This window comes from Gordonia sp. N1V, assembly GCF_029269935.1.
In the GTDB taxonomy this organism is placed as follows: domain Bacteria; phylum Actinomycetota; class Actinomycetes; order Mycobacteriales; family Mycobacteriaceae; genus Gordonia; species Gordonia polyisoprenivorans.
Genome location: NZ_JARJDD010000037.1, coordinates 1 through 26,059, shown reverse-complemented (window position 1 = coordinate 26,059; position 26,059 = coordinate 1). Strand labels below are relative to the sequence as shown.

Below are 26,059 nucleotides of genomic sequence, written 5' to 3'. Positions count from 1 at the left end.
GAGCGCTGATTAGTGTGGTCGTCATGGGCACCGACACCACCCCCGCAGCAGCGGGCTCATCCGGCTCGTCAACGTCCGACACGCAGGGTTCGTACGTCACCGGCGGCCAGGAGTTCGTCCGCGACACCAAATACATCGAGACCCGCATCACCCGGGACGGCCGGGACGGCTATCCCGTCGAAGCCGGCCGCTACCGGCTCGTCGCCGCCCGCGCGTGCCCGTGGGCGAACCGCACGCTGATCGTGCGCCGGCTCCTCGGACTCGAGGACGCCATCTCCCTCGGCCTGTGCGGACCCACCCACGACGCCGACTCGTGGACCTTCGACCTCGACCCCGGCGGTGTCGATCCGGTGCTCGGCATCCCCCGCCTCAAGGACGCCTACGACAAGCGTTTCCCCGGCTACCCCAAGGGCATCACCGTGCCCGCGATCGTGGACATCCCGACCGGCGAGGTCGTCACCAACGACTTCCCGCAGATCACCATCGACTTCGAACTCGAGTGGACCGATCACCACCGCGACGGCGCACCGCAGCTCTACCCCGAGCATCTGCGCGACGAGATCGACGCCGTCAACAAAGGGGTGTACACCGAGGTCAACAACGGCGTCTACCGATGCGGTTTCGCCGGTAGTCAGGACTCCTACGACAAGGCCTACGCACGGCTGTTCACCAAGCTCGACGAGCTCTCCGAACGACTCGCGACACAGCGATACCTGGTGGGCGACACCATCACCGAAGCCGACGTGCGACTGTTCACCACCTTGGCGCGGTTCGACGCCGTCTATCACGGCCACTTCAAGTGCAATCGCACCAAACTCGCCGAGATGCCCGTGCTGTGGGCCTATGCCCGCGACCTCTTCCAGACCCCGGGCTTCGGCGACACCACCGATTTCACCCAGATCAAGCAGCACTACTACATCGTCCACCGCGACATCAATCCCACCGGGATCGTTCCGCAGGGCCCCGACCTGCGCAATTGGCTGACCCCGCACCACCGCGAGGAGCTCGGCGGCGCCCCGTTCGGCGACGGCACCCCGCCACCACCCCCGCGTCCCGCCGAGGTCGTCCCCGCCGAGCACTGGGTGCCGACGTCATGAGCGAGAAGACGACTCCCGCGTCCGGGCGGTCGGTGGAGTTCACCGGCAACATGCTCGACAAGGCGCAGCGGCTGCAGGCACCCGCTGTCGCCAAGTATGTTCGGGCGCTTCGGGAGAAGCATCCCGACGACTCCCCCGCCCAGATCATCACCCGCCTGGAGAAGCGCTATCTCACCGCGGTCACCGGGTCCGGGTCGGCGGTCGGCGCGACCGCCGCGGTCCCCGGCGTCGGCACGTTCACCGCACTGGGCGCGATGACCGGTGAGACAGCGCTGTTCCTCGAGGCGTCGGCGCTGCTGGCACTCGCGATCGCCGAGGTGCACGGCATCGGGGTGCATGAGAGCGAACGTCGTAAGACGCTGGTCCTGACCGTCGCCCTCGGCGAGGAGGGCCTGAGCATCCTCGGCCGTGTCGTCGGAACGCAGGGTGGCGCCCTACGCCGACTCGGGCGCGCCTCGGCCCCGAGTGGCGCCTTCGCGAAACTCAACAAGAACCTGATGAACCGGATCGCCAAGAAGTACGCACTCAAACGCGCTCCGTTGGTGATCGGCCGCCTCCTCCCCGCGGGTATCGGGGCGGTCATCGGCGGAGCGGGTAACCGGGTGCTGGGCAGGCGGGTGATCGCCAATGCGCGCGAGGCCTTCGGTCCCCCACCACAGCACTGGACGCTCGACGGCACCGTTGTCTCCGACCCCTGGTTGCCCCGCGGCAACCCGTGACCGCCTCGACCCGCTGGACCCAGGTCGATCCACCCGCCACCGGGCCGGTCGTTCCGGAAGCCGGCTCACCCGACGACGGTGGACGCGGCTGGGTGCGCCGTCTGACCGCCGAATGCCTGCAGTACCGCCGGCTCGTGATGGTGACGTTGACGGTCACCCTGGTGGCGGTTGGCGTCGACCTGGTCGCGCCATTGCTCGCGCGCGCGGCCCTCGACCGCGCCACCGGCATCCCCGGTTCGTGGACCATCCCGACGATCGTGGTCGCGATGATCGGCCTCGCGATCGTGCGGTATTTCTGCCAGTTCGGTCGCCGGCTGACCGCGGGTCAGCTGTCGATTTCGGTGCAGAATGCGTTGCGGCTCAAGCTCTTACGTACCTTACTTCATCTCGACGGCGCCACCCAGACCGACATCCGTACCGGCCAGGTCGTTTCGCGGTCGATCTCGGATCTGCAGATCGTGCAGGGACTGCTGGCGATGGTGCCGCTCTCCGCCGGCGCCGCGGTCCAGGTGGTGATCGCGCTGGGCATCATGCTCTATCTCTCGCCACTGCTCACCGTGATCTCGCTGGCGATCCTGCCGATGGTGGCCGTGGTCGTGCTCACCACCCGCCGCCGATTGTTCGCGGCCACCTGGTCGGCGCAGCAGGCCGCCGCCGATGTGGCACAACACGTCGAGGAGACGGTCACCGGCGTCCGCGTCGTCAAGGGGTTCGGGCAGGAGACGCGCGCCGTCGATGAACTCGTCGGACTCGGACGCGATCTCTTCGCCAAGCGGCTGCGTGCGGGCAAGATCAACTCATACTTCACCCCGACCATGTCGGCGATCCCGCAACTCGGCCTGGTCGCGGTCATCGGTGTCGGTGGCTACCTCACCCTCAACGGGTCGATCACCGCGGGCACCTTCCTCGCGTTCGCGACCTACGTCACGACCATGACCACCCTCGCGCGACTGCTGACCAACGTGGTGGTCAGCGGTCAACTCGCCCGCGCCGCGGTGGAGCGGGTCTACGACGTCGTCGACGCACCCACCGACCCCGACGACGCGAACACCGCCGGTCTGCCCGATGGCCCGCTGGGACTGGAGTTGTCCGGTGTGGTGTTCGGCCACGACGACGGCACCGTCCTCGACGGTATCGATCTGCAGATCGCGCCGGGCGAATGCGTCGCCGTCGTCGGTCCGCCCGGATCGGGCAAGTCGACCCTCGCCGATCTCGTCAGCCGCCACCGACGCCCCGACCGCGGCACCATCGCGCTGCTGTCCGGACCGGATTCCTCGACGCGTCATCCGCTCTCCGAACTCTCTGCGGATGCCCTGCACTCGGCGGTGGGCGTCGTCTTCGACGAGCCATTCCTGTACTCGGACACCATTGCCACCAACATCACCCTCGGCGATCGTCCCGAGCAGTCCCCCACTCCCGGCTCCGGGCCGGTGGCGCCGCGCCTGCTCGCCGCCGCCCGGGACGCCGACGCCCTCGACTTCATCACCGCACTGCCCGACGGATTCGACACCGTCGTCGGCGAGCGCGGCCTCACCCTGTCCGGCGGGCAACGCCAGCGGGTGGCCCTGGCACGTGCGCTCTACGCCGACCCCCGCTTGCTCGTCCTCGACGATGCGACCTCGGCGGTCGACGCCTCCACCGAGTCACGCATCCTGCACCGTCTGCGTGACCGCTCCACCGACCGGCCCACCATGCTGGTGCTCGCGCACCGGCGGTCGACCCTCATGCTCGCCGATCGTGTCGCCGTCCTCGACGAGGGCCGTATCGTCGACGTGGGCACCGTCGCCGAGCTCGAAGAGCGCAGCCCGCGTTTCCGTGCGCTGATGTCGCCGGTCCAGTCGATCGCCGACGACGCCGCCGCAACGTTCACCCCGGCGCCGCCGCAACACACCGAGGACCTGTGGCCCGCCGATGCGCCTGCGCCGGAAGAGGATTCGACCACCCGCGCCGGGAGCGCCGCGCCGGCCGGTGGAACCGGGGGCCGCGGCGGTCGGGGCGCGGGGATCGCCGGCGCATTGGGTGCCATGCCCGCCACCCCGGCCCTGCTCGCCTCCGTCGCACGATTGCGGCCCGCCGACGAGGATCCGCGGGTCGACGTCGACGCGATGCGGGTGGAGAATCCGCATTTCTCGCTGTGGCAGATCCTGGCGCCGGTGCGCTGGCTGCTGGCCCTGGCCATCGTGGCGATCGGCGTGGACACCCTCACCGGGCTGGTCTTCCCGTCGTTGGCACGCACCGTCATCGACGCGGCCACCCACACCGACGAACGCACCCTGCTCATCGCGACCGGGATCGGCGTGGGCACCGTCGTGCTCGGCTGGTTCGCCGCCGCGGGCATGACGCTGTACTCGACCCGCGCGGGTGAACGAGTGCTGTTCGGCTTGCGTGTGCGCAGCTACGCGCACCTGCAGCGACTCGGCCTCGACTACTACGAGCGCGAGTTGTCCGGGCGCATCATGACGCGGATGACCACCGACGTCGACGCCCTCTCGACGTTTTTGCAGACCGGCCTGTCGACCGCGATCGTGGCGGTGCTGACGCTGGTCGGGGTCACCGTGGCGATGCTGTTCACCGACCTCGAACTCGGCGCGCTGATCCTGCCGGTGCTGCCGGTCCTGATCGTGGCGACCGTGGTCTTCCGTCGGATCGCCTCACGCGCCTACACGCGCTCCCGAGAACTGGTCAGTGCGGTCAACGCCGACTTCCAGGAGAACATCGCCGGCATCAAGACCACCCAGGCCTACCGCAACACCGCCCCGGCCACCCGCCGCTTCACCGGGCTGACGTTGGACTGGGTACGCGCGCGAATGACCTCGCAGCGGGCGATCTCGGTCTACTTCCCGTTCATCACGTTGTGCAGCGATCTGGCGACCGCGGCGACGATCGCGGTCGGCGCGCACCAGATCACGACGGGCGCGTTGTCGGCGGGCACCCTGGTCGCCTTCATCCTCTACTTGTCGCTGTTGTTCGGTCCTGTACAACAACTTTCACAGGTTTTCGACGGTTATCAGCAGGCGGTCGTCGGTCTGCGGCGCATCGCCGACCTCTTGCGTACCGAGACGACCGTCGCCGAACGCAGCGATGCCATCGATCCCGGGGGTGCACGGTTCACCGGTGACGCGCGCCTCGACGACGTCGCGTTCCGGTATTCGGGGGCGAGCGTCGACGCGCTCGGCGGCATCGACCTGCACATCCCCGCCGGCACCTCCCTGGCATTGGTGGGCCGTACCGGCGCCGGCAAGTCCACGATCGTGAAACTGCTCGCCCGGTTCTACGACCCCACCGACGGTGTCGTGCGGGTGGACGGCACCGACATCCGCCGGTTCACGCTGCGCGGCTATCGCCGCCACATCGGCATCGTGCCGCAGGAACCGCACCTGTTCACCGGCACCGTCGCCGACAACATCGCCTACGGGCGGCCCGACGCCGACCACGAACAGATCGCCGCCGCCGCCGCCGCGGTCGGTGCCACGACGATGATCGCCGGTCTGCCGGGCGGCATGCGGCACCCGATCGGCGAGCGCGGGGCCGGACTGTCGTCCGGGCAGCGCCAGCTCATCGCGCTCGCGCGAGCCGAGCTCGTCGAACCCGACCTACTCCTGCTCGACGAGGCGACGGCCACCCTCGACCAGGCGACCGAGGCGATGGTGCTCGCCGCCGGCGACGCGGTGACCCGCAGCCGGACGTCGGTGATCGTCGCGCATCGCCTCGCGACCGCGGCGCGCGCCGATGTGATCGCGGTGGTCGACGGCGGCCGGATCGTGGAGATGGGAACACACGACGATCTGCTCACGTTGGGCGGTAGGTACCGCGCGTTTTGGGATGCCGGTGTCGACCCGGACGCCGACGGTATCGAACCTGCCGACGAACTCATCCGCTGAGTTCACCGGCGCCCGGCGGCGACCCGACGACGTGCGCCCTCGGTGAGGTGGGACTCACGACGTCCACAGCGTGGTGGGCGCGTACCATCGGCAGGTGGTTCACGACGATCTTCACAAGAGACTTTCGTCGTGACGTGGCGACCCGACACCTTCAGGGAATTGAGGCGAGAAACCGCTGTGAGCAGTTCGACATCCGAAACCGACTTCGGACAGAACGAATGGCTGGTCGAGGAAATGTACCAGCAGTACCAGAAGGATCCGAACTCGGTGGACCCGAGTTGGCACGACCTTCTGAAGAACTACACACCGAACGGTGGCGACACCGGCGCGAGCGGGTCGTCGAACGGGACGGGTGCCCGCGCCGCATCCGCGAACGGCGCCGCCGGCAACGGCTCGGCGTCCGCCCCGGCCCAGCCCAGCCCCACCAAGCCCAGCCCGACCAAGCCCAGCACTGCCAAGCCCAGCCCAGCCACGTCGACCGACTCCCAGCCCTCCCCGCAGCGCAAGCAGGGCGTGACCCTCGATCAGGGTCCCGAGCCGCGTGCGACGAGCACCCGCAAGACCCCCGCCCGCGAGGCGTCGGCGACCAAGGCCGCCTCCGGCCGCAGCGTCGCCAGCCGCGACGGGTCGTCGCAGTCGCAGAAGGATCGCCCCGCCAAGGAGCCGGTGGCCAAGCCCGCGGCGGCGGCGCCCGCGGCCACCGAGGACGAGACCAAGGTGTTGCGCGGACCGGCCGCCGCCATCGCCAAGAACATGGCGGCGTCGCTGCAGATCCCCACGGCCACCAGTGTTCGCGCCGTTCCGGCGAAGCTGATGATCGACAACCGCATCGTCATCAACAACCATCTCGCCCGCACCCGTGGCGGCAAGATCAGCTTCACCCACATCCTCGGCTACGCGATCGTGCAGGCGATCAAGTCGTTCCCGAACATGAATCGGCATTTCGCCGAGGTCGACGGCAAGCCGAACGTCGTCACCCCGGCCCACACCAACCTCGGCCTGGCCATCGACCTCGTCGGCAAGGATGGCAACCGCACGCTGGTGGTCGCCGCCATCAAGAAGTGCGAGACGATGGGGTTCGCCGAGTTCTACACCGGCTACCAGGACATCGTGCGGCGCGCCCGCGACGGCAAGCTCGGCGCGGAAGACTTTGCGGGCGTGACGGTTTCGCTCACCAACCCCGGCACCATCGGCACCGTGCACTCGGTGCCGCGGCTGATGAAGGGGCAGGGCGCGATCATCGGCGCCGGCGCGATGGAGTATCCGGCGGAGTTCCAGGGCGCCAGTGACGAACAGATCGCCGAGCTCGGCGTCGGCAAGCTGATGACGCTGACGTCCACCTACGATCACCGCATCATCCAGGGCGCGGAGTCCGGCGATTTCCTGCGCCGCATCCACGAGTTGCTCCTCGACGACGCGTTCTACGACGAGATCTTCACCGCCTTCCACATCCCCTACGAGCCGATCCGGTGGCGTCGGGACATCCCTGCGGGTGCGGTCGACAAGAACACCCGTGTGCTCGAGCTGATCGCGGCATACCGCAATCGCGGCCATCTGATGGCCGACATCGACCCGTTGATGATGGACAGCGATGCGCGGACCAGCCATCCCGACCTCGACATCCTCACCTACGGCCTGACGCTGTGGGACCTCGACCGCACGTTCAACGTCGGCGGCTTCCACGGGCAGCATAAGATGAAGTTGCGCGATGTGCTGTCGATCCTGCGTGACGCCTACTGCCGCCACGTCGGTGTCGAGTACACCCACATCCTCGAACCCGATCAGCAGCGCTGGCTGCAGGAGCGGGTCGAGATCAAGCACGTCAAGCCCCCGGTGGCCGAGCAGAAGTACATCCTGTCCAAGCTCAACGCGGCCGAGGCCTTCGAGACGTTCCTGCAGACCAAGTACGTCGGGCAGAAACGCTTCTCGCTCGAGGGCGCGGAGTCGGTGATCCCGATGATGGACGCGGTGATCGACCAGAGCGCCGAGCACGGTCTCGGTGAGGTCGTCATCGGCATGCCGCACCGTGGTCGCCTCAATGTGCTGGCCAACATCGTCGGCAAGCCGTACTCGAAGATCTTCACCGAGTTCGAGGGCAATCTGAATCCGTCGCAGGCCCACGGTTCGGGCGATGTGAAGTATCACCTCGGTGCCGAGGGCAAGTACTACCAGATGTTCGGCGACAACGAGATCAACGTCTCGCTGACGGCCAACCCCAGTCATCTCGAGGCGGTCGACCCGGTACTCGAGGGTCTCGTGCGCGCCAAGCAGGATCAGCTCGACGAGGACCAGCAGTTCTCGATCCTGCCGCTGATGCTGCACGGCGACGCCGCATTCGCCGGCCAGGGCGTCGTGCCCGAGACGCTGAACCTGGCGATGCTGCCCGGCTACCGCACCGGTGGCACCGTGCACATCGTGGTCAACAATCAGGTGGGCTTCACCACCGCGCCCGAGCACTCACGGTCCTCGGAGTACTGCACCGACGTCGCGAAGATGATCGGTGCGCCGATCTTCCACGTCAACGGCGACGACCCGGAGGCCTGCGTGTGGGCCGCCAAGCTGGCCGTGGACTACCGCGAGACCTACCACAAGGACGTGGTGATCGACCTCGTCTGCTTCCGCCGTCGCGGCCACAATGAGGGCGACGACCCGTCGATGACCCAGCCAGCGATGTACGACGTGATCGACACCAAGCGCGGGGTCCGCAAGTCCTACACCGAGGCCCTCATCGGTCGTGGTGACATCTCCACCAAGGAGGCCGAGGACGCCCTGCGCGACTACCAGGGTCAGCTGGAGCGGGTGTTCAACGAGGTCAAGGAGCTCGAGAAGTTCCGTCCCGAACCGTCGGAGTCGGTCGAGGCCGATCAGCCGCTGCCGCAGAAGTTGGTGACCGCCGTCGACAAGTCGGTGCTCGCCGAGATCGGTGACGCGTTCTTCAACGTGCCCGAGGGCTTCGATCCGCATCCGCGTGTCAAGCCGGTGCTCAAGCGTCGTCATGAGATGTCCACCGAGGGTGGCATCGACTGGGCGTTCGCGGAGTTGCTCGCCTTCGGATCGCTGGTCATCGAGGGCCGTACGGTGCGCCTGTCCGGCCAGGACTCGCGTCGCGGCACCTTCACCCAGCGCCACTCGGTGCTGATCGACCGGGAGAACGGGTCGGAGTACACCCCGCTGAACCATCTGACACCGCGCGACGGTGAGTCCCTCGGCCGCTTCATGGTCTACGACTCGCCGTTGTCGGAGTTCGCGGTCGTCGGTTTCGAGTACGGCTACTCGGTGGGCAACCCGGACGCACTGGTCCTGTGGGAGGCGCAGTTCGGCGACTTCGTCAACGGCGCGCAGTCGATCATCGACGAATTCATCAGCTCCGGCGAGGCCAAGTGGGGCCAGCGCTCCGACGTGGTGCTGCTACTCCCCCACGGCCATGAGGGCCAGGGCCCCGACCACACCTCCGGTCGCATCGAGCGTTTCCTGCAGCTGTGCGCCGAGGGATCGATGACCGTGGCGCTACCGTCGACGCCGGCGAGCTACTTCCACCTGCTGCGTCGTCACGTCCTCGACGGCATCAGCCGCCCGCTGATCGTCTTCACCCCGAAGTCGATGCTGCGCAACAAGGCTGCGGTGTCGCCGGTCGAGGACTTCACCGAGGACAAGTTCCGCTCGGTGATCGACGACCCGCACTTCGCCGCCAAGGGTTCCGACGCCGACCGCGACAAGGTCAAGCGCGTGCTGCTGGTCAGCGGCAAGCTGTATTACGAGCTCGCCGCGCGCCGTGAGAAGGACGAGCGGGACGACATCGCCATCGTGCGCGTCGAGCAGCTCTACCCGGTGCCGCATCGCCGGCTGCGCGACACCCTCGAGCGCTACCCGAACGCCGAGGACTTCGCATGGGTGCAGGAGGAGCCGGCCAACCAGGGCCCGTGGCCGTTCCTGGGTCTGTGGTTGCCCGAGTTGCTGCCGGACCTGCTCAAGGGTCTGCGCCGGCTGTCGCGGCGTCCGATGTCGGCGCCGTCGTCGGGGTCGAGCAAGGTTCATGCCGTCGAGCAGGCCGAGATCATCGACGGGGCTTTCGCCTGACGTTCTTCGAACCGCGAGAGGCCGTATCCGGGAATTTCCCGGGTACGGCCTCTTTGTCATCGCTGCCGTCTTTGTCATCGCTGCCGTCTTTGTCACTGCCGTCGGGTTGCGGGCCTCGACCAGACCGGAGAGGGCCGTTGAAATCGAACAAACAGTACGAATCGTCTACCCTTGGTAGACTTGTATCGTAAGAAGAAACAGGCGGGTGACACTGGCGCAACACTGCGCGAGTTTCCTATTGGTTGACAGAGCACCCCGCCAGTGGATTCCTCGACGGCATGGCTCTGCCAGGATCGCAGCTCTCCTCTCCGAAGGACTCCACCCCATGTCTCTCTCTTCCGATCACCCGGACGCGGCGCCGTCCGTGACAGCCGCCCTGACCGCCGACCACCACTCCACCGAAACCGCCGTCGCAGTCGTCGACGAGCGCCGACTACTCAAGACCATGCATTGGTACGACGGCTTCGTGATGACGCTGTCCAACCCCGGTTTCATCATTGCCGGGATCGGCTACACGACCGGCCAGATCGGCGCCCTCGGTGCGCTCGCCTTCTGGCTCGGGTCGATGATCATCGCCGTGTTGCAGAACAAGATCTACACCGAACCGGCAACGATGTTCCCCGAGCACTCCGGCGGTATCGCGATGTACGCCTTCGAAGGATGGCGGTCACGGTTCAGCCTCGCCGGCCCCATGTCGGCCATCGGTTACTGGGCCGGATGGTCGTCGGTCCTGGCGATCTTCGGGCTCACCACCGGCAGTCTCGTTCAGGCCCAATGGTTTCCAAGCCAGACCTGGAGTGTCACCCACATCGTCCACCTCGATCTGCCCCGACTGATCGCGGTGGGCCTGATCATCGCGTTGTGGATCATCAATTCGCTGGGCGTCAAACCGATGAAGCTGATGGGCTACCTCACCGGCACACTCCTGTTCGTTCCGCTGATCCTGTTCATGATCGTCCCGTTCTTCCTGTCCGACTTCTCGTTCTCACACCTCTCCTGGGGGCTGCTCGGCGCTGCGGGCAGTCCTTGGGGTGCAGTACAACTCGGACTCGTCTGGCTCTACCTCAACGCGTGGTCGGCCTACGGGATCGAGGTGTGTGCGACATTCGCCCCGGAATACCACGACACCGAACGCGACACCCACAAGGCGCTGATCCGCTCGGCCATGTTCTGCCTCGGCGTCTATGCGCTCCTGCCCGTGGCACTCGGCGGCGTGGTGAGCCAGCAAGCGATGGCCGATGCACCCATGGGCTTCTACGCCGATCTCCTCCATCGCGAAATCGGTGGTGCCGCATCGAATGTCGTCATCATCTTCATGATCGGCAGCTTCCTGCTCGGGATGAACGCGGCGAGCGCCGGCGGCGCCCGCACCCTTTACGGCATGGCTCGCAGTGGCATGACGATCACGTGGTTCGACCACGTCAACAAACACAATGTGCCCAATCGCGGAATGTATGTCGACGTCGTCCTCAACATCTGCGCCGTGCTGCTGCTCCCGACAACGGTTGCGGTGCTCGCGGCGAGCAACATGGGCTACGTACTCTGCCACGTCTTCGCGCTGTCGGCGGTCCTGCTGCTACGCAGGGACCGCCCCGACCTGCCCCGCCCCATGCGGCTGTCAACCCCCTGGCTGTGGGTGGCCGCCGCACTGGCCCTCTTCAACTGCCTGCTGCTCGCGGTCGGCGCAACCTCGTTCTCGATGACCGGATACGGCGGAATCCGGGAGTTCATCGTCGGCCTGGCACTGTTGGTGCTCGGCTGCGCCCTCTACATCTACCGCCGTGTGGTGCAGGAACGCGCCCGGTTCACCGTGCGGGACCAGACGATGGACATCCCGGTCGTCACACAGGCCGCAGTTGCAGGCGCGACGGTGTCGAGGACCACAGGGGAAACGGCATGACCGCGACCGTCGGGCTGACCGTACGATGCTCCTGCGGAACCAGTACCGCACAGTTGATGAGCTCCGCATCGCCACGATGGTCCTGTCCCGACTGCGCCACGGGTTGGCACGCCGACGGAGTACAGGCGGTTATCAACGGCGCCAACGAGTTACGCAGAATCCGGTTGTCGATCATGCTCGCGGCGGCAGCACTGCTCGTGGTCGCGGCGACGCTGATCGCGATCAACCCGCACTGGGGCCTGTGCGTCCCCGTCCTCGCCGGCGGGCTGGCACTTCTCGCCAGACCCACCTACCGGCGGCGGTTGACCAACGCACGCCGGCTGCTGGGTACGGCGATCACCCTCTCGCGCGAGTCGGCCCCCTCCTGACCTGTGCCGCGCAACGATCTCATCCGTCGGCACTCACAGCGAGCGCGGGAAGGGAGGTGGTGATCAGGGTGAGGAGCTCAGCCCGGGAAATCGGTGCGTCGGCGAGCCAATTGATCGTCACCTCCTCGACGAAGGCAATCCACCCGGCGACCGCCAACCGCACCGACGCGGTGCTCTCGATGCCGAGCCCGCCCGCGCGCTCGAGAATCCGCTCGACCATGACCGTCCGAGTCTGGTCGGTGACGGCTCGCATCGCCGGGTCGGCGCTGGCCGATCCGCGGATCAACGCCATGTACGCGGTTCGGTTCTCGGTGACGTAGTCGACGAACGCCGACATCGACGCTCCCAGGATCAGCAGCGGATCCCCCAGGGAGTCATCGGGTGCTGTGCAATCGAGCATCTCCTGCGCCTGGGCGCGCGCGATCGCCACATGAAAGTCCTGTTTGGACTCGAAATAATGGAACAGCAGGGCGCGCGACACCCCGGCCACCTCGGCGATGGCGTCGATGGACACCTGCTCCAGCGGTCGGTTGCCGACCATCTCGAGACCGAGTGCGATCAACTGGTCACGTCGCGCCGACGGACTCATGCGGGTACGACGGCCGGAAGTACCGGAACCCGAGGTACCCGGACTCGAGATGCTGGTCTTCGACGTGCTCACGGGGTACATCGTAGCTTATTGATTCTTGTTCAATAGCTATTGACGTTCGTTCAATAGCTCACTAAGCTCAGTCACCATGACAACGCATGATGTAGAGATCGCCATCGTCGGAGCCGGGTTCTCCGGCCTCGGCGCGGCCATCAAGCTCGCGCAGCGCGGCATCGACGATTACGTCATCCTCGACCGCGGCAGCGACTTCGGCGGCACCTGGCGCGACAACACCTACCCCGGCGCCGCCTGCGACGTGGCGTCGAACCTGTACTCGTACTCGTTCGCACCGAATCCCGAGTGGTCGCGCTCCTACTCCCATCAGCCGGAGATCCACCGCTACATCAACGCCGTCGCCGACGAGCACGGCGTACGCGCGAAGGCACGATTCGGCACCGAGGTCACCGAAGCCCGCTGGGATGAGGACACCGCCCACTGGATCGTCTCGACGGTCACCGACGGCGCCGAGAACACCTATCGCGCACGTCATCTCGTCGGTGCGGTCGGCCCGCTGTGCGAGCCGAACCTTCCCGACATCGACGGCATCGACTCGTTCGGCGGCACCATCATGCACTCGGCCCGCTGGGACGACTCGGTGGACTTCGCCGGCAAGCGCGTCGCGGTGATCGGCACCGGCGCCTCGGCGATCCAGATCGTTCCCGAATTGGCCAAGGTCGCCGGACATCTCGACGTCTATCAGCGCACCGCGCCGTGGATCGTTCCGCGCACCGAGCGTCCCTACACCCCGGTCGAGCGCTGGGCCTTCACGCACATTCCGGCCGTTCAAACCGCCTCACGGGCCGGCATCTACACCTTCAACGAGTTCATCGCCTTCGGCATGACGTATTCGCCGAAGGCACTCAAGCCGGTCGAAATGCTGGCCCGCGCCAACATCTTCCGCGGAATCCGCGACCCGCAACTGCGCAAGGCCGTCACCCCCGACTTCCAGATCGGCTGCAAGCGCATTCTGCGATCCAACACCTGGTACCCCGCCCTCGATCGCGCGAACGTCGATCTGGTCACCGATCCGATCACGCGGGTCACCGAGACCGGCATCGTCACCGCCGACGGCGCGGCCCACGACATCGACATCCTGGTGGTGGCGACCGGCTTCCACGTCACCGACTCCCCGGTCTTCTCCAACATCGTCGGCGTCGGTGGACGCAGCCTGGCGAATGTATGGGACGAGATCGGGATGCAGGGGTACAAGGGCTCATTCGTCCACGGTTTCCCGAACATGATGCTGATGATCGGTCCGTCGACCGGTCTGGGCCACACCTCGATGGTGTACATGATCGAGTCCCAGCTGAACTATCTGGTCGACTACATCGCCACCGTGCGCGCCCGCGGGGCGACGCGCGTGGAGGTGACCGAGGCCGCACAGCGCCGCTACAACGCCGGCATCGCCCACAAACTCCGCAACAGCGTCTGGGTCAACGGCGGATGCGCCTCCTGGTACAAGGACGTCCACGGCAACATCACCACGCTGTGGCCGGGGTTCACCTTCGACTTCCGGCGCGAGACAAGAAAGTTCGACGTGGCCGCCTACGACATCAGCCATGCCGCGAGCACCGTGCCCGCGCAACTCACCTCCGCTCCCACCGCCGGCGTCGGCGGCTGAACAACTCCCACCACACGAAAGAAGGTATTCATGAAGGACTTTCGCGACAAGGTCGTCGTCGTCACCGGCGCGGGCTCGGGTATGGGCCGCGACCTCGCGGTCAAGCTCTCCCGTCTCGGCGCGAAACTGGCCATCTCCGATGTGAATCCGGACGGGCTCGCGGTCACCGAGCGACTGATCACCGAGGCCGGCGGCGAGGTGCACTCGCAGATCCTCAACGTCGCCGAGCGCGAGGCGGTCCTTGACTACGCCGAGACCGTCGTCGCCCACTACGGCCGGGTCAACGTCATCTTCAACAACGCCGGGATCGCCCACCACGGCGAGATCGAACGCACCGAGTTCAAGGACATCGAGCGCGTCGTCGACGTCGACTTCTGGGGAGTGGTCAACGGCACCAAGGCTTTCCTGCCGCACATCATCGCCTCCGGTGACGGCCACATCGTCAACACCTCATCGCTGTTCGGCCTCCTCTCCGAGCCCGGTCAGGCCGCGTACAACGCCGCGAAGTTCGCCGTCCGGGGATTCACCGAGGCGCTGAACCAGGAGATGATCGTCGCCAAGCACCCGGTCAAGGTGTCGTGTGTGCACCCGGGCGGCATCAAGACCGCGATCGCCCGCAACGCGACCGTCTCCGGCGATCGCGACGCCACCGCGACGGCCAACTTCTTCGATCGTTACCTCGCCCGCATGACCTCCGAGGACGCCGCCGACGTCATCATCAACGGCGTCCGCAAGAACAAGACGCGCATCCTGGTCGGCGCCGACGCCAAGTTCCTCGACCTGTGGGTACGAGTGGTCGCCTCGAAGTACCAGTGGGTCATGGCCAAGGGCACCGCACTGGCACTGACCCGGGCCAAGTAGACACCCTCAGATCCGGTGCTCGTCAGATCTGGTGCTCGTTGAGCCAATCGGCCGCCAGATCCGCCGGGTGCGCGCCGGCGCGGACCTTGCCGGCGAGTGTGGCGAGGTCGGCGGTGGTGATCTCGCCGGCCACCCGATTGACGGCCTTCACCTGATCGCGGGTCAGCGCCGCGGTCCGATACACGGGCACGAGTGTCTCGGGTTGCGGTCCGATGCCCCGGCCCGCCGAGCCGGCCGGGGCGGGTAACGCCTCGACGCGGCCGGCCGGCCCGGAGGCCGAGTCGCCACCGATCTGCAGTGGCGTGAGCAATCCGAGCGCGGTGCCCGTAGCCGTCCGCTCGAGCACGGTGTGCACGTCGGCGACCCGTTGCACCGGACCCGCCCGGCATCCGGCGTCGGTAAAGGCGCGCAGGGTCGCCGGATCGGGCTCACCGGTGGTGACCACCGGGAGGTCGGCGGGCAGCCGCCCGCACCCCGACAGGTCGCTCACCCCGGCCGTTGCGGCCAGCGACGTCGCGACGAACAATTGCGGGGTGGCACTCACCGGCGTCGCATCGCCGACCGAGACCCCCTGCGGCAGAGAATGATTCAGGTCGACGTAGAGAGCGTCGGAGTTGGGGTCACCGGCGGCGGCGCCCTCGGCGGCGGGCTGCGTGGACGGCGCCGGGGAGACGGGCGAGTCCGCCGCCTGCGCCAGCGACGGCGCGAGTTCGGCCAGCAACCGACCGGTGAATGCCGGGAAGAGATCGACCTCACCGCGCTGCATCGCGTCGAGTTGTGCAGTGTCGCCGCCGATCCTCGGCTCGACCGAGACGTGCGCACCCGCAGTGCGCAACGCGCCCGCATAGATCTGTGCCATCACGAGCGACTCCGGGGTCCCGGAGGCACCCATCACCAATGGCCTGCTCTCGTCCGGGCCCGCTTCGTCTCCGCCGCTGCCGCATCCGGCGAGCGCGGCGACCAGCACCAGGACGGCTGCCAGGATCGCCGGGGCCGCGCCGCGGCGCACTCGATGTCGCACGGCACTCACCGTAGCGTGCCGCTCACCCGCCGGCGGCGATGAACCCGGCCACCGAGTCGGCGATGAGCTGCACGGCGATGGCCGCCAGCAACAGACCGGCGATCTTGGCCAACAGGGTGATGCCGCCGACACCGAGGATGCGGATCAGCACCGTCGAGTATCGCAACACGATCGCGACGACGATGTGCACGCTGACGATGGCGGCCGCGATCGCGAGGTAGCCGCCCGCGTCACCGGAGACCCCGCTGACCCCGACGATGACCGCAGCGATCGCGCCTGGTCCGGCGAGCAGCGGTGTGCCCAGCGGCACCAGCGCGACGTTGACGTCCTCGGAGGCCTGCGGCGACCCGGCGCTGCCCAGCCCGGTCAGCAGCTGCAGCGCCACCAGCAGCAGGAGCAGTCCGCCGGCGCCCTGCAGGGCGGGGATACCGATGTGCAGGTAGTTCAGGATCGCCTTGCCGCCGATGGCGAAGACACTGATCACCAGCAAACTCACCAGCGGGGCCTGCCAGGCGGCGCGGCGCCGGTACTCCGGGGTCCGGTGACCGACCAGCGACAGGAACAGGGGGATCTGCCCGGGCGGATCCATGATGACCAGCAGGGTGATCAGGGTCGTCGTATAGACCGTGACGTCGAAGGACACGCGCTGATCTTACGGGCGGCGCGTAGCATCCCAGGCGTGCCATCGATGCCCCATCTTCGCCCCGGCCTCGGATTCACCACCGGCCGCCGCGAGCGACGGCCGCTACCGAGGATCCCGGTGCCCATCGCGCGCGCGATCGTCGATTGCGCGGTCTACGTCGACGGGCATCGGCAGCCCGGACGGATCGGCTACTCCGAGGCCCTCGAACAGGTGCGCAGCACGGGTGAGGGTTTCGTCTGGCTCGGTCTGCATTCACCCGACGACGAGCAGATGACCGGCGTGGCGGAGGTCTTCGGACTGCACGAGCTCGTCGTCGAGGACGCGGTACACGCCCACCAGCGCCCCAAACTCGAGATCTACGACAACACCCAGTTCCTGGTGCTGCGCACGGTGAAGTACGTCGAACACGAATCGATCGAGCAGGCCAGTGAGGTCGTCGAGACCGGCGAGATCATGATCTTCACCGGCCCCGACTTCGTCATCACCGTGCGCCACGGCGATCACACCCACCTGTCGGGATTACGCCGACGCATGGAGGCCCGTCCCGAACGCCTCGCCCTGGGTCCGACCGCGGTCATGCACGCCATCGCCGACCTCGTCGTCGACAGCTACCTCGCGGTCAGCGAGAGGATGGAAACCGACCTCCTCGCCATCGAGAGTTCGGTGTTCGGCAACAAGAAGCGCTGGCTCGACATCGAGCCGGTGTATCTGCTCAAACGCGAGGTCCTCGAACTTCGCCGCGCGGTGACCCCGCTGACCAATCCGCTGTCGCGGCTGACCTCGAATAATCCCTTGGTGCCCAAGGAGATCCGACGCTATCTGCGCGACGTCGCCGATCACCTCACCACCGTCGTCGACCGCGTCGTGGAGTACGACGAGGTCTTGTCCTCACTTCTCGACGCCGCCGCGGCGAAGGTCGGCATCCAGCAGAACAGCGACATGCGCAAGATCTCCGCGTGGGTGGCGATCGGCGCCATCCCGACGATGGTCGCGGGCCTCTACGGCATGAACTTCGACATCCTGCCGGGAATGCACGATGCGCAGGGCTTCGGTCTGGTCTGCCTGTTCCTGGTGGCGGTCTGCGGCGCGCTGTGGGGGGCGTTGCGGCGCAATCACTGGCTGTGAGCTGTTGTACGGCAACCGATTTCAGAACATGGAGTTCGGGTTAGCCGCAGACGACGGAACATCCTGGATGACGTCCCAGTGCTCGACGATCTTGCCGTCGGCCACGCGGAAGATGTCGACCACCGCCTGTCCGCGATCGCCGGGACCGTTCACCGAGTGGACGTGCAGATAGACGAGGTCTCCGTCGGTCGCGCTCCGCACGATCGTGCTGCGCGACTGCGGGTGCTGCGCGAACGACCCGGCGAAGAAGTCGACGAACGGCTTCTTGCCGTCGGGCACCTGCGGGTTGTGTTGCTTGTAGGTCTCGGCGACCACCGAGGCCGCCGAGACGTCGTGGCGGTTGAAGAAGTTGTCGTAGAACTCGACGACCAGTGCGCGATTCGCCTCTTCGGCACCGAGGTCTCGTCCCCCATCGTTGCGAGTGTCCGCGTCGCCCGAACCCGCGCATGCCGTCAGCACCACCAGCCCGGACAACACGGCCAGCACCGCGCCCGCAACGCGTCGACGAACTGTCCACGCCATCGCCATCCTCGTCCTCGTCATCATCACCTTCCAAGCCGTGTACCGCATCCAATCGGCGCGGGATCGTGTGGCAACGGGTCGCGATCGACCCATGGACGAGCGTAAGAACGACGGCTTTCGATATCCCGGTAGTAGAGTGTCGCGTATTGGTAGAAAACAGACACCCGAGATCCGTGAGATCCGGTACCGGCGGCTTTCCCGCCCCGTCGACTCGCTGGAGATCACGACGATCGAGGCACTCCGACAGGGTGCACGCGAGTCCGAATTCACCGGGCCACAACGGATCGGCTTCGAACTCATCGTGTGGATCGAGCGTGGGAGCATCACTCACGAAGTCGATTTCGCGCGGTATGAATTGGGTCCCGATGACGTCCTGTGGGTACATACGGGTCAAGTTCAGCGATGGGGTGACATCACGGCCGTGGACGGGATCGTGTGCATGATGCCCGCCACCGCACTCGACACCGCGCTCTCCGAACGGATGGATCGGATCGGCGGATGGACACGGTCGTTCTGGCCCGCCGACGACGGTTCGGGCGCTGCACAGGACTTCGCGATGCTGCTGTCCAACTATCGGCGCTACCGGGATCTTGCCGGCCACGACGCCGAGGCCTACGACGCCGCGATGGTCCTGCTGACCTCGGGTGTACTGATGATGCTGGCGTCACGTGATCTCGGCGACACGAAGTCCGAATGGGGCGGGCACGAACTGCTGTGGCGGTTCCGGGCCGAGGTGGATCGTCACCATGCGCGGCGCCGATCCACTCGGTGGTACGCACGTCGTCTCGGCTATTCGGAGCGAACACTGCATCGAGTGGTGCTCGCTCATCTCGGCGTGACTCCGCGCCAGGTGATCGAGGATCGAATGGTGTTGGAGGCCAAACGAATGTTGGTACACGACTCCGGTTCGATCTCGACCGTGGCACGCTCACTCGGCTTCGACGACCAGTCGAACTTCAGCAAGGTCTTCAAACGATCGACCGGACTGACCCCCGGCGAGTTCCGTACGTCGAGTCGCTGAACCACTCGCCCATCACATGGTGGCCGGCGACCGCGCCGGGTCGGCGAGGTCGATGCGGGCCTCGGCCCACGCCTCACGCAGCGCCTCGACACCCTTGAGGCGCAGCCATGCTGCTTCGTTCGCGGTGATCGGGATCGCCCGCAAGAAGCGCACCGGGTCCATCGGGGCAGGCAACGCCAGCGTTCCGAGATCATCGTCGGCGATCACCACCGCGGTGAAGGGCGCACCGTCCCAGAGTGGTTCACCGAGATCGAGGAGCGCATCGGCGGCCAGCACCAGCCCCTCGACGGCCGGCGCCGCGGCCAGCGCCGCCAGCCGTCGGTGCAGACCGGGTAGCGCAGCACCGGCGTGCATACGCACAACCAGTTCGGCCCGCGGCCCGCGCACCGGGTCCGGGTTCAGGTCGGACGGGTCGGTCATCGGATGCCGCGCACAACCGATCGTCACGTAGACGACCTCGGAGCCGACGACGGAGCGAGCCACGTCGATCGGCTCCACGCCGAGAAAGGTCACCGACGCACGCTGCGGCGCCCCGCCGAGCGAGTCGACGAGGAATCGGTTGATGGCATCGCTGGTGGAGTCCACGACTCCCCACGGTAATCGCAGCGGCGCCGTCAGGGCCGTGGGAGTCGACGGTGCAGCGGATTGGCGCTCACCGGCGTCCGTCTGCGTGCTTCGGTGGGGATGGACGAGACCACTGCGGGCGTCTCGGCGCTCGAGCGCGTCGCGTCCTGCAGCCGCATGGCGGTACTCGCGCCGGCACCGAACGCAGGTGCCCGCACCCTCCGCGTCGCCGCATCCCCGCAGTCGGGACAGGCGATCGCCTCGGGGACCGCAGCCATCGGATAGTGTCGTTCGACTATCGCGCACCGCCGGTCACACCGGAACACATAGGTCGGCATGTGCGCCACCCTAGCCCGATCGGCGTCATCCCGCCTCGGATTGAGCTGCGAACTCAGACAACGTCATACGCTCGTAACGCGCATTGGCTGCGAAACCAATACGAACGTAGTTGAATAGTTCCACCCGGAAACAACCACGTCGCACGGAGGTTCTGTCGATGCCCGAGCTCCTCTTTCCCCTCGATTCCGCGAAGCCCTTCACCGAGCAGCGTCACATCGGGCACAACCGTTGGCATCCCGACATCCCGCCCGCGGTGACCGTCAAGCCCGGGGACACCTTTCGCGCGCATTGCCGGGAATGGTTCGACGGCGCGATCCACAACGACGACTCCGCCGACGACATCCTCAACGCCCCACTCAACAACGTCCACACATTGTCGGGCCCGTTCGCGATCGAGGGCGCCGAGCCGGGTGACCTGCTGATCGTCGACATCCTCGACGTCGGGCCCATCCCGCAGGAGGATTCAGGACCGCTGGCAGGTCAGGGCTGGGGGTACACCGGCATCTTCGCAAAGCTCAACGGCGGCGGCTTCCTCACCGAACAGTTCCCCGACGCCTACAAGGCGATCTGGGACTTCGCCGGCCAGTCGGCGACGAGTCGCCATGTGCCGCATGTGAAGTACACGGGCATCGTTCATCCGGGGCTGATGGGCACGGCTCCGTCGGCGGAGTTGCTCGGCCGGTGGAATGCGCGCGAGGCCGCGCTCATCGCCACCGATCCGAACCGCGTGCCCCCGCTGGCACTTCCGCCGGAGCCCGACGGCGCAATCCTCGGATCGCTGACCGGCGACGAGTTCACACGGGTCGCGGGCGAAGGAGCGCGCACCGCTCCCCCTCGCGAGAACGGCGGTAACCAGGACATCAAGAACCTCACCAAGGGCACCCGCGTCTTCTACCCGGTCTTCGTGCCCGGCGCCAACCTGTCCTTCGGCGATCTGCACTTCTCCCAGGGCGACGGCGAGATCACCTTCTGCGGTGCCATCGAGATGGGTGGCTTCATGGATCTCCACGTCGACCTCATCAAGGGCGGGATGGAGACCTACGGCGTCAGCGAGAACGCGATCTTCATGCCCGGCAACACCGATCCGCAGTATTCGCAGTGGATTGCCTTCTCGGGCACGTCGGTCACCCTCGACGGTGAACAGCGGTATCTCGACTCGGACCTGTCCTACCAGCGTGCATGTCTGCACGCCATCAACTATCTGACCAAGTTCGGGTACAGCCCCGAGCAGGCTTACCTGCTGCTGGGCTCGGCACCGATCGAGGGACGCCTCTCGGGAGTGGTGGACATACCGAATTCGTGTGCGACGGTGTACATCCCGACCGCGATCTTCGACTTCCCGGTGGCCCCGTCGACATCGGGGCCGGTGCAGATCGACCCGGGGATGGGCGCGCCGCATTCGGCGTTCTAGGCGCGTCCGCTCAGTCCAGTCGGTGGATCGGACGTGAATATCGACGGTGCCGATCGACGGTAGACCGGAACCCGCACCGGCACAAGCGGTCTCGAGCTCCTCGCTGCCTTGGTCACACCTCGACCGGCGGACATAGGAACTCCGACCGGACCCGACTCCGCTCAGCCGGTCAGATCCATCGCCCCAAGGGCGCCAAGAGCACTCGCCAGTCGGGCCCCCGGCCCGTCGGCGTCATCGATCACCCCGGCAACTGCGGACGAGCGCGCGATGCGCGCCTTGGACCGCGAATGGAGCATCGCGCCCCGTCGGGTGGCGAAGACCACCACTCTGCGTCGGTCGGTCTCGTCGGGCCGCCGGTGCACGAGGTTGTCGTCGATCATCCCGTCGATCAGCCGGGTCAGACTCGGGCCGGGCACCAAGGTGACCGCAGCCAGTTCCGACATCGACCTGCCCACCCCGCCCTCCAGAGCCGCCAGAACGTGCCACTGCGCCGTCGTGAGGCCGTCGAGTTCTGCACTGACCGCGGAGTCGAGTTGGGCCGCAGCAGCATTCAGCAGACGCGACAGCTCCTCGACGGCAGCGGCACGCGCGTTCGGGGCAGTGGACATGATGGGTCATCGTATCGTGATCGACTCCGGTGCGACAGCGCAGCCGGCGTTGCGCAACCGTCGATTCGTGGGACACTGTGCAGGTCAGCACGTATCCACCCCGGGAGTCGGTTGTGGCCTCACCAGTGGTTCTCAGAGGCGACGACGCCACCCTCGACGTCGCTCTCGCAGTGCCGCTGAGCGGTCCGGCCGGCATGTTCGGTCCCTCGTGCGAGGCGAGTGCCGAACTGGCCGTCGCCGATGTCAACGCGGCCGGTGGCATCCTCGACCGCCCGGTTCGGGTGCATCTCGTCGATGCGGGCGCGCCCTTGGACCGGTTGTCGGGCACCGTCGACCGTCTCGTCACCACCGGACGCGTGGAGAGTGTGATCGGGTGGCACCTGTCCAACGCGCGCAACGTGATCACCCCGCACACGGCCGGGCGGGTGCCATACGTGTACACGACGTTCTACGAGGGTGGCGAGGACGCCGACGGCGTGTACATGGTGGGTGAGACCCCCGATCAGCAGTTGTTCCCGGCCATCCGATGGCTGCGCGAGAACCGAGGAATCCGACGCTGGTGCGTGATCGGCAACGACTACGTGTGGCCTCGCGCGACCTCTGCACGTACCCGCGACTTCCTCCATGGCGCGCACATGGACTTCCTCGGCGATCACTTCGTCCCGCTGCGCGGCCGGGATTTCGGGTCTGCATTGCAGATGATTGCCGACACCCGCCCCGACGGGGTGCTCGTCCTCATGGTCGGCGCCGACGCCGCCGCATTCCACCGTGCGTTCGCCGCGGCGGGTCTCGACGAACAGCACATCCGGCTGTCGATGATGATCGGTGAGGACGTGCTGTGCGGCTGCGGCGCCGAGGCCACCCACGACCTCTACACGGCGTGCGGATACTTCGAAAGTGTGGTCACCCCCGAAGGTCTCGAGTTCGGGTCCCGGTACGAGCGCCGATTCGGCCGCGCGGCACCGGCATTGAACAACATCGGCGAATCCTGTTACGAGGGGCTGATGCTGCTCGCGGCGCTCGCCCGGGCCGGGGGCTCGCTCGACACCGCCACGATCGGCCGGACGACGCGCGGCGTGACCTACCGCGGACCGCGGGGCGAGGTCGAGCTCTGTGGCCGGCACACCCGTCAGCCGGTGTACCTCGCGCAAGCCGACCACCTCGCGTTCGACGTGATCACCGAACTGACCGCCTGACGCATCGACTCCTCGCCCGATCCGGACGTTCCACACCGGGGCGACGGTCGATTACGGTGTGCATGTGGTGAACATCCTGGCGGTCGCCGACGAGGTGGTGGAGTCACTCACCTTCGGGGTGGGCATCGAGACCAAACCCGACCTCATCCTGGGCGCGGGCGATCTTCCCTACAAGTATCTCGACGTGCTGTCGAGCCTGTGCGATGCGCCATGTGTATTCGTTCCGGGCAACCATGACGGTGATCTGCGCGGCTACCGGTCCTCGCGTGCCGGCTGGACCCGCGCGGGATTGCCGACCAGCTATCCCGGGCCCGAGTGCGCGGTCAACGCCGACGGTCGGACGGTGACGGCGGCCGGCGTCCGGATCAGCGGCCTCGGGGGCAGTATCCGCTACAACTCCGGTCCCAATCAGTACACCGAGGCGCAGCAACGGTTGCGGTCGTGGTTGTTGCGCGCCCGAGGCGGTGTGCGTGCCACCCGCCCGCACATCCTGCTCACCCATTCGCCGGCACGCGGCGTGGGCGACGCCGAGGACCGGCCGCACCGCGGGTTCTCGTGTTTCCACCCACTGGTCGACCGACTCCGACCGAAGATCATGGTGCACGGGCACATCCATCCCTACGGTGCACATCCGCGTGACCTGATCATCGGGACCGATACCGTGTCGATGAACGTCGTCGGCTACTGCCAGTTCGATTTCGACACCGAAACCGGAGATTTCAGGATCGTGAGGCGCAGATATGGCTCGTGACACCGGATTCCCGGACGCCGACGCCGAGAACGACTTCCAGCGGATGCGCCGGCAAGCCGAACTCGCCCGGCTGACACAGTGGTTCACCCGACAACCCGCCGACGTCAATGCGATCCTCCCCTTCGACGAGGTCGTCGCCGCATTGGGCCGCACCGGCGAGACCTACCTGGGACTGCAGACGGTCGAGGTGGCCTCGATCGTCGGAAGTGTGGACCGCACCAAGGATTTCGACCGCTACTTCCGCCCGACCTCGGCCCGGATTCGCAGCCGGTGGCAGCGACTCGCGGCCGCGCAGCGGCGCGGTGAATCGATGCCCCCGGTGCGGCTGTACCGGATCGGTGGGATGCATTTCGTCATCGACGGACACCACCGCATCTCGATTGCCATCGCCCGTCACCTCGACACCATCGAGGCCTACGTCACCGAGATCCACACCCGCATCTCCCCCGAGGGCATCAACGTGCCCGGAGACCTCCTCCTCAAGGACCACCGCCGCCTGTTCCTGTCGCGGGTGCCGCTGTCGGGTGCACAGGCCGACACCATCCGGTTCGCCGACCCCTTCGACTACGCCGAACTCGCAGAGGCGGTGGAGGCGTGGGGATTCCGTCTCAGCCAAGAGGTGGGCGAATTCCTCGGCCGTACCGAGGTGGCACGGCGGTGGTTCGGTGAGGAATTCGTGCCGGTCATCCGTATGGCCCGACGCGCCGATGTCCGGTCCGACCTCGACAGCGACGCCGAACTCTACCTGTGGCTCGCGTGCGAGCGCTATCGCCTGGTGCGCAAGCACATCTGGGACGACGAGATCATCGACGAACTCCGCGAACAGCCGCGGCGCCGGCGCCGGTGATCATCCGCCGCCGACCTCAGCGCTCACCCCTTCGACAGGGCCGGCCCGCCTGCAACCGAATTCGCCGGTGCACCACGCAGGCTGGTGCCGGTTTGTTGGTCGAAGACGGTGATTTTGGTGGGGTCGAAGTAGAGTTCGGCGGTACTGCCGCGACGGATCTGTGATTCGGGGGAGAGTCGGGCGATCATTTCGCCGCCGCCGAGGGTGGCGCCGGAGTCGGCGGACAGTTCGGCGAGTGCGTCATTCGCCGGACCCTGGGAGTCGATGCGGAAGTAGGCGTAGTTGTCTGATCCCATGGATTCGAGGACGTCGATCCCGACCGTGAACGTCCTTCCCCGCGACAAGGTGTCGGCATCGATGAGGTGGGCGTCTTCGAGGTGTTCGGGGCGGATACCGACGAGGACCTCCCCGTTGCTGTTGACCCGGGCTGCCGCATCGGTGACCTGTTGCTGATCGTGCAGCGCTATCGTGCCGATCGGGGTCGACACCCCGTCGGCGCCGAGTCGTCCGGGCAGGAAATTCATGGCGGGTGAGCCGATGAAGCCGGCGACGAAGATGTTGGCGGGGTTGGTGTAGAGCTCTTGGGGGGAACCGATTTGCTGGACATACCCCGAGCGCATGACCACGACCCGGTCACCGAGGGTCATGGCTTCGGTTTGGTCGTGGGTGACGTAGACGGTGGTGGTACCCAGGCGTTGTTGCAGCCGGGAGATCTCCGCGCGCATCTGCACCCGCAGTTTCGCATCCAGATTCGACAGCGGTTCATCCATCAGGAACGCCTTCGGGGAACGCACGATCGCCCGGCCCATCGCGACGCGTTGGCGTTGCCCACCGGATA

The 26,059-nt window shown here is 66.9% G+C and carries 22 protein-coding genes; 15 read left to right on the top strand and 7 right to left on the bottom strand.

From position 1 onward, the window contains the following. Window positions 1-23 precede the first annotated feature (23 nt). The 6 genes from P3L18_RS27190 (at window position 24) to P3L18_RS27165 (ending at window position 12,042) form a co-directional block, all read left to right on the top strand. Complete coding sequence (locus P3L18_RS27190; RefSeq protein WP_276115881.1) at window positions 24-1,097, top strand: glutathione S-transferase C-terminal domain-containing protein; 1,074 nt, start codon at window positions 24-26, stop codon at window positions 1,095-1,097. Then, window positions 1,094-1,816, top strand: a complete 723-nt coding sequence (locus P3L18_RS27185) for a hypothetical protein (protein ID WP_006368552.1) — start codon at window positions 1,094-1,096, stop codon at window positions 1,814-1,816. The genes P3L18_RS27190 and P3L18_RS27185 overlap by 4 nt, the downstream gene beginning before the upstream one ends. Next, window positions 1,813-5,697, top strand: coding sequence for an ABC transporter ATP-binding protein (locus P3L18_RS27180; RefSeq protein ID WP_276115880.1), 3,885 nt, complete (start codon window positions 1,813-1,815; stop codon window positions 5,695-5,697). The genes P3L18_RS27185 and P3L18_RS27180 overlap by 4 nt, the downstream gene beginning before the upstream one ends. A gap of 177 nt (window positions 5,698-5,874) precedes the next feature. Beyond that, the gene (locus P3L18_RS27175) at window positions 5,875-9,774 is read left to right on the top strand and encodes a multifunctional oxoglutarate decarboxylase/oxoglutarate dehydrogenase thiamine pyrophosphate-binding subunit/dihydrolipoyllysine-residue succinyltransferase subunit (protein ID WP_276115879.1); all 3,900 of its coding nucleotides are present in this window, start codon (window positions 5,875-5,877) and stop codon (window positions 9,772-9,774) included. A gap of 325 nt (window positions 9,775-10,099) precedes the next feature. Further along, window positions 10,100-11,674 carry an APC family permease gene (locus P3L18_RS27170; protein ID WP_276115878.1) on the top strand — a complete coding sequence of 525 codons (1,575 nt, stop codon included), beginning with the start codon at window positions 10,100-10,102 and terminating at the stop codon, window positions 11,672-11,674. A gap of 56 nt (window positions 11,675-11,730) precedes the next feature. Continuing rightward, window positions 11,731-12,042, top strand: a complete 312-nt coding sequence (locus tag P3L18_RS27165; protein WP_138944077.1) for a hypothetical protein — start codon at window positions 11,731-11,733, stop codon at window positions 12,040-12,042. Window positions 12,043-12,061: 19 nt separating this feature from the next. Here the strand turns inward: P3L18_RS27165 and P3L18_RS27160 are convergent, their stop codons facing one another. Then, the gene (locus tag P3L18_RS27160; protein WP_172398772.1) at window positions 12,062-12,631 is read right to left on the bottom strand and encodes a TetR/AcrR family transcriptional regulator; all 570 of its coding nucleotides are present in this window, start codon (window positions 12,629-12,631) and stop codon (window positions 12,062-12,064) included. 148 nt (window positions 12,632-12,779) lie between these two features. Between P3L18_RS27160 and P3L18_RS27155 the strand changes: the two genes are divergently transcribed. After that, window positions 12,780-14,312, top strand: coding sequence for an NAD(P)/FAD-dependent oxidoreductase (locus P3L18_RS27155; protein ID WP_276115877.1), 1,533 nt, complete (start codon window positions 12,780-12,782; stop codon window positions 14,310-14,312). 30 nt (window positions 14,313-14,342) lie between these two features. Continuing rightward, window positions 14,343-15,173: an SDR family oxidoreductase gene (locus P3L18_RS27150; protein WP_276115876.1), complete on the top strand. Its 831-nt coding sequence runs from the start codon at window positions 14,343-14,345 to the stop codon at window positions 15,171-15,173. Window positions 15,174-15,195: 22 nt separating this feature from the next. On the opposite strand, the gene P3L18_RS27145 is transcribed toward P3L18_RS27150, so the two are convergent. Further along, a complete protein-coding gene (locus P3L18_RS27145; protein WP_276115875.1) occupies window positions 15,196-16,194 on the bottom strand; it encodes a glycine betaine ABC transporter substrate-binding protein in 999 nt (332 codons plus the stop codon). Between the two features lie 22 nt (window positions 16,195-16,216). Beyond that, complete coding sequence (locus tag P3L18_RS27140; protein WP_079929320.1) at window positions 16,217-16,837, bottom strand: MarC family protein; 621 nt, start codon at window positions 16,835-16,837, stop codon at window positions 16,217-16,219. A gap of 45 nt (window positions 16,838-16,882) precedes the next feature. On the opposite strand from P3L18_RS27140, the gene P3L18_RS27135 reads away from it, so the two are divergent. Continuing rightward, window positions 16,883-17,962: a magnesium and cobalt transport protein CorA gene (locus P3L18_RS27135; protein WP_172398771.1), complete on the top strand. Its 1,080-nt coding sequence runs from the start codon at window positions 16,883-16,885 to the stop codon at window positions 17,960-17,962. A gap of 21 nt (window positions 17,963-17,983) precedes the next feature. Here the strand turns inward: P3L18_RS27135 and P3L18_RS27130 are convergent, their stop codons facing one another. Next, complete coding sequence (locus P3L18_RS27130) at window positions 17,984-18,484, bottom strand: nuclear transport factor 2 family protein (RefSeq protein ID WP_276115874.1); 501 nt, start codon at window positions 18,482-18,484, stop codon at window positions 17,984-17,986. A gap of 91 nt (window positions 18,485-18,575) precedes the next feature. On the opposite strand from P3L18_RS27130, the gene P3L18_RS27125 reads away from it, so the two are divergent. Continuing rightward, window positions 18,576-19,505, top strand: a complete 930-nt coding sequence (locus P3L18_RS27125) for a helix-turn-helix domain-containing protein (RefSeq protein ID WP_276115873.1) — start codon at window positions 18,576-18,578, stop codon at window positions 19,503-19,505. 12 nt (window positions 19,506-19,517) lie between these two features. Here the strand turns inward: P3L18_RS27125 and P3L18_RS27120 are convergent, their stop codons facing one another. Then, window positions 19,518-20,090 carry a suppressor of fused domain protein gene (locus tag P3L18_RS27120; protein ID WP_276115872.1) on the bottom strand — a complete coding sequence of 191 codons (573 nt, stop codon included), beginning with the start codon at window positions 20,088-20,090 and terminating at the stop codon, window positions 19,518-19,520. Window positions 20,091-20,189: 99 nt separating this feature from the next. On the opposite strand from P3L18_RS27120, the gene P3L18_RS28470 reads away from it, so the two are divergent. Together P3L18_RS28470 and fmdA are read left to right on the top strand one after the other, a co-directional pair. Continuing rightward, window positions 20,190-20,354 (top strand): hypothetical protein, encoded by a 165-nt coding sequence (locus tag P3L18_RS28470; RefSeq protein WP_172398769.1) that lies wholly within the window; start codon window positions 20,190-20,192, stop codon window positions 20,352-20,354. A gap of 211 nt (window positions 20,355-20,565) precedes the next feature. Continuing rightward, entirely contained in the window at window positions 20,566-21,819 is a 1,254-nt protein-coding gene (fmdA, locus tag P3L18_RS27110) for a formamidase (protein ID WP_079929316.1), read from the top strand. Between the two features lie 161 nt (window positions 21,820-21,980). On the opposite strand, the gene P3L18_RS27105 is transcribed toward fmdA, so the two are convergent. Beyond that, entirely contained in the window at window positions 21,981-22,427 is a 447-nt protein-coding gene (locus P3L18_RS27105) for a MarR family transcriptional regulator (protein ID WP_276115871.1), read from the bottom strand. A 113-nt stretch (window positions 22,428-22,540) separates the two neighbouring features. Between P3L18_RS27105 and P3L18_RS27100 the strand changes: the two genes are divergently transcribed. The 3 genes from P3L18_RS27100 to P3L18_RS27090 all read left to right on the top strand — a co-directional run bounded on the left by P3L18_RS27100 (window position 22,541) and on the right by P3L18_RS27090 (window position 25,221). Beyond that, entirely contained in the window at window positions 22,541-23,623 is a 1,083-nt protein-coding gene (locus P3L18_RS27100) for a substrate-binding domain-containing protein (protein WP_276115870.1), read from the top strand. A gap of 64 nt (window positions 23,624-23,687) precedes the next feature. After that, window positions 23,688-24,374 (top strand): metallophosphoesterase, encoded by a 687-nt coding sequence (locus P3L18_RS27095; RefSeq protein WP_079929313.1) that lies wholly within the window; start codon window positions 23,688-23,690, stop codon window positions 24,372-24,374. Continuing rightward, window positions 24,364-25,221 (top strand): chromosome partitioning protein ParB, encoded by an 858-nt coding sequence (locus tag P3L18_RS27090; protein ID WP_276115869.1) that lies wholly within the window; start codon window positions 24,364-24,366, stop codon window positions 25,219-25,221. The genes P3L18_RS27095 and P3L18_RS27090 overlap by 11 nt, the downstream gene beginning before the upstream one ends. A 23-nt stretch (window positions 25,222-25,244) precedes the next feature. On the opposite strand, the gene P3L18_RS27085 is transcribed toward P3L18_RS27090, so the two are convergent. Then, a partial coding sequence (locus tag P3L18_RS27085; RefSeq protein WP_276115868.1) for an ABC transporter ATP-binding protein occupies window positions 25,245-26,059 on the bottom strand: 815 nt, incomplete at its 5' end.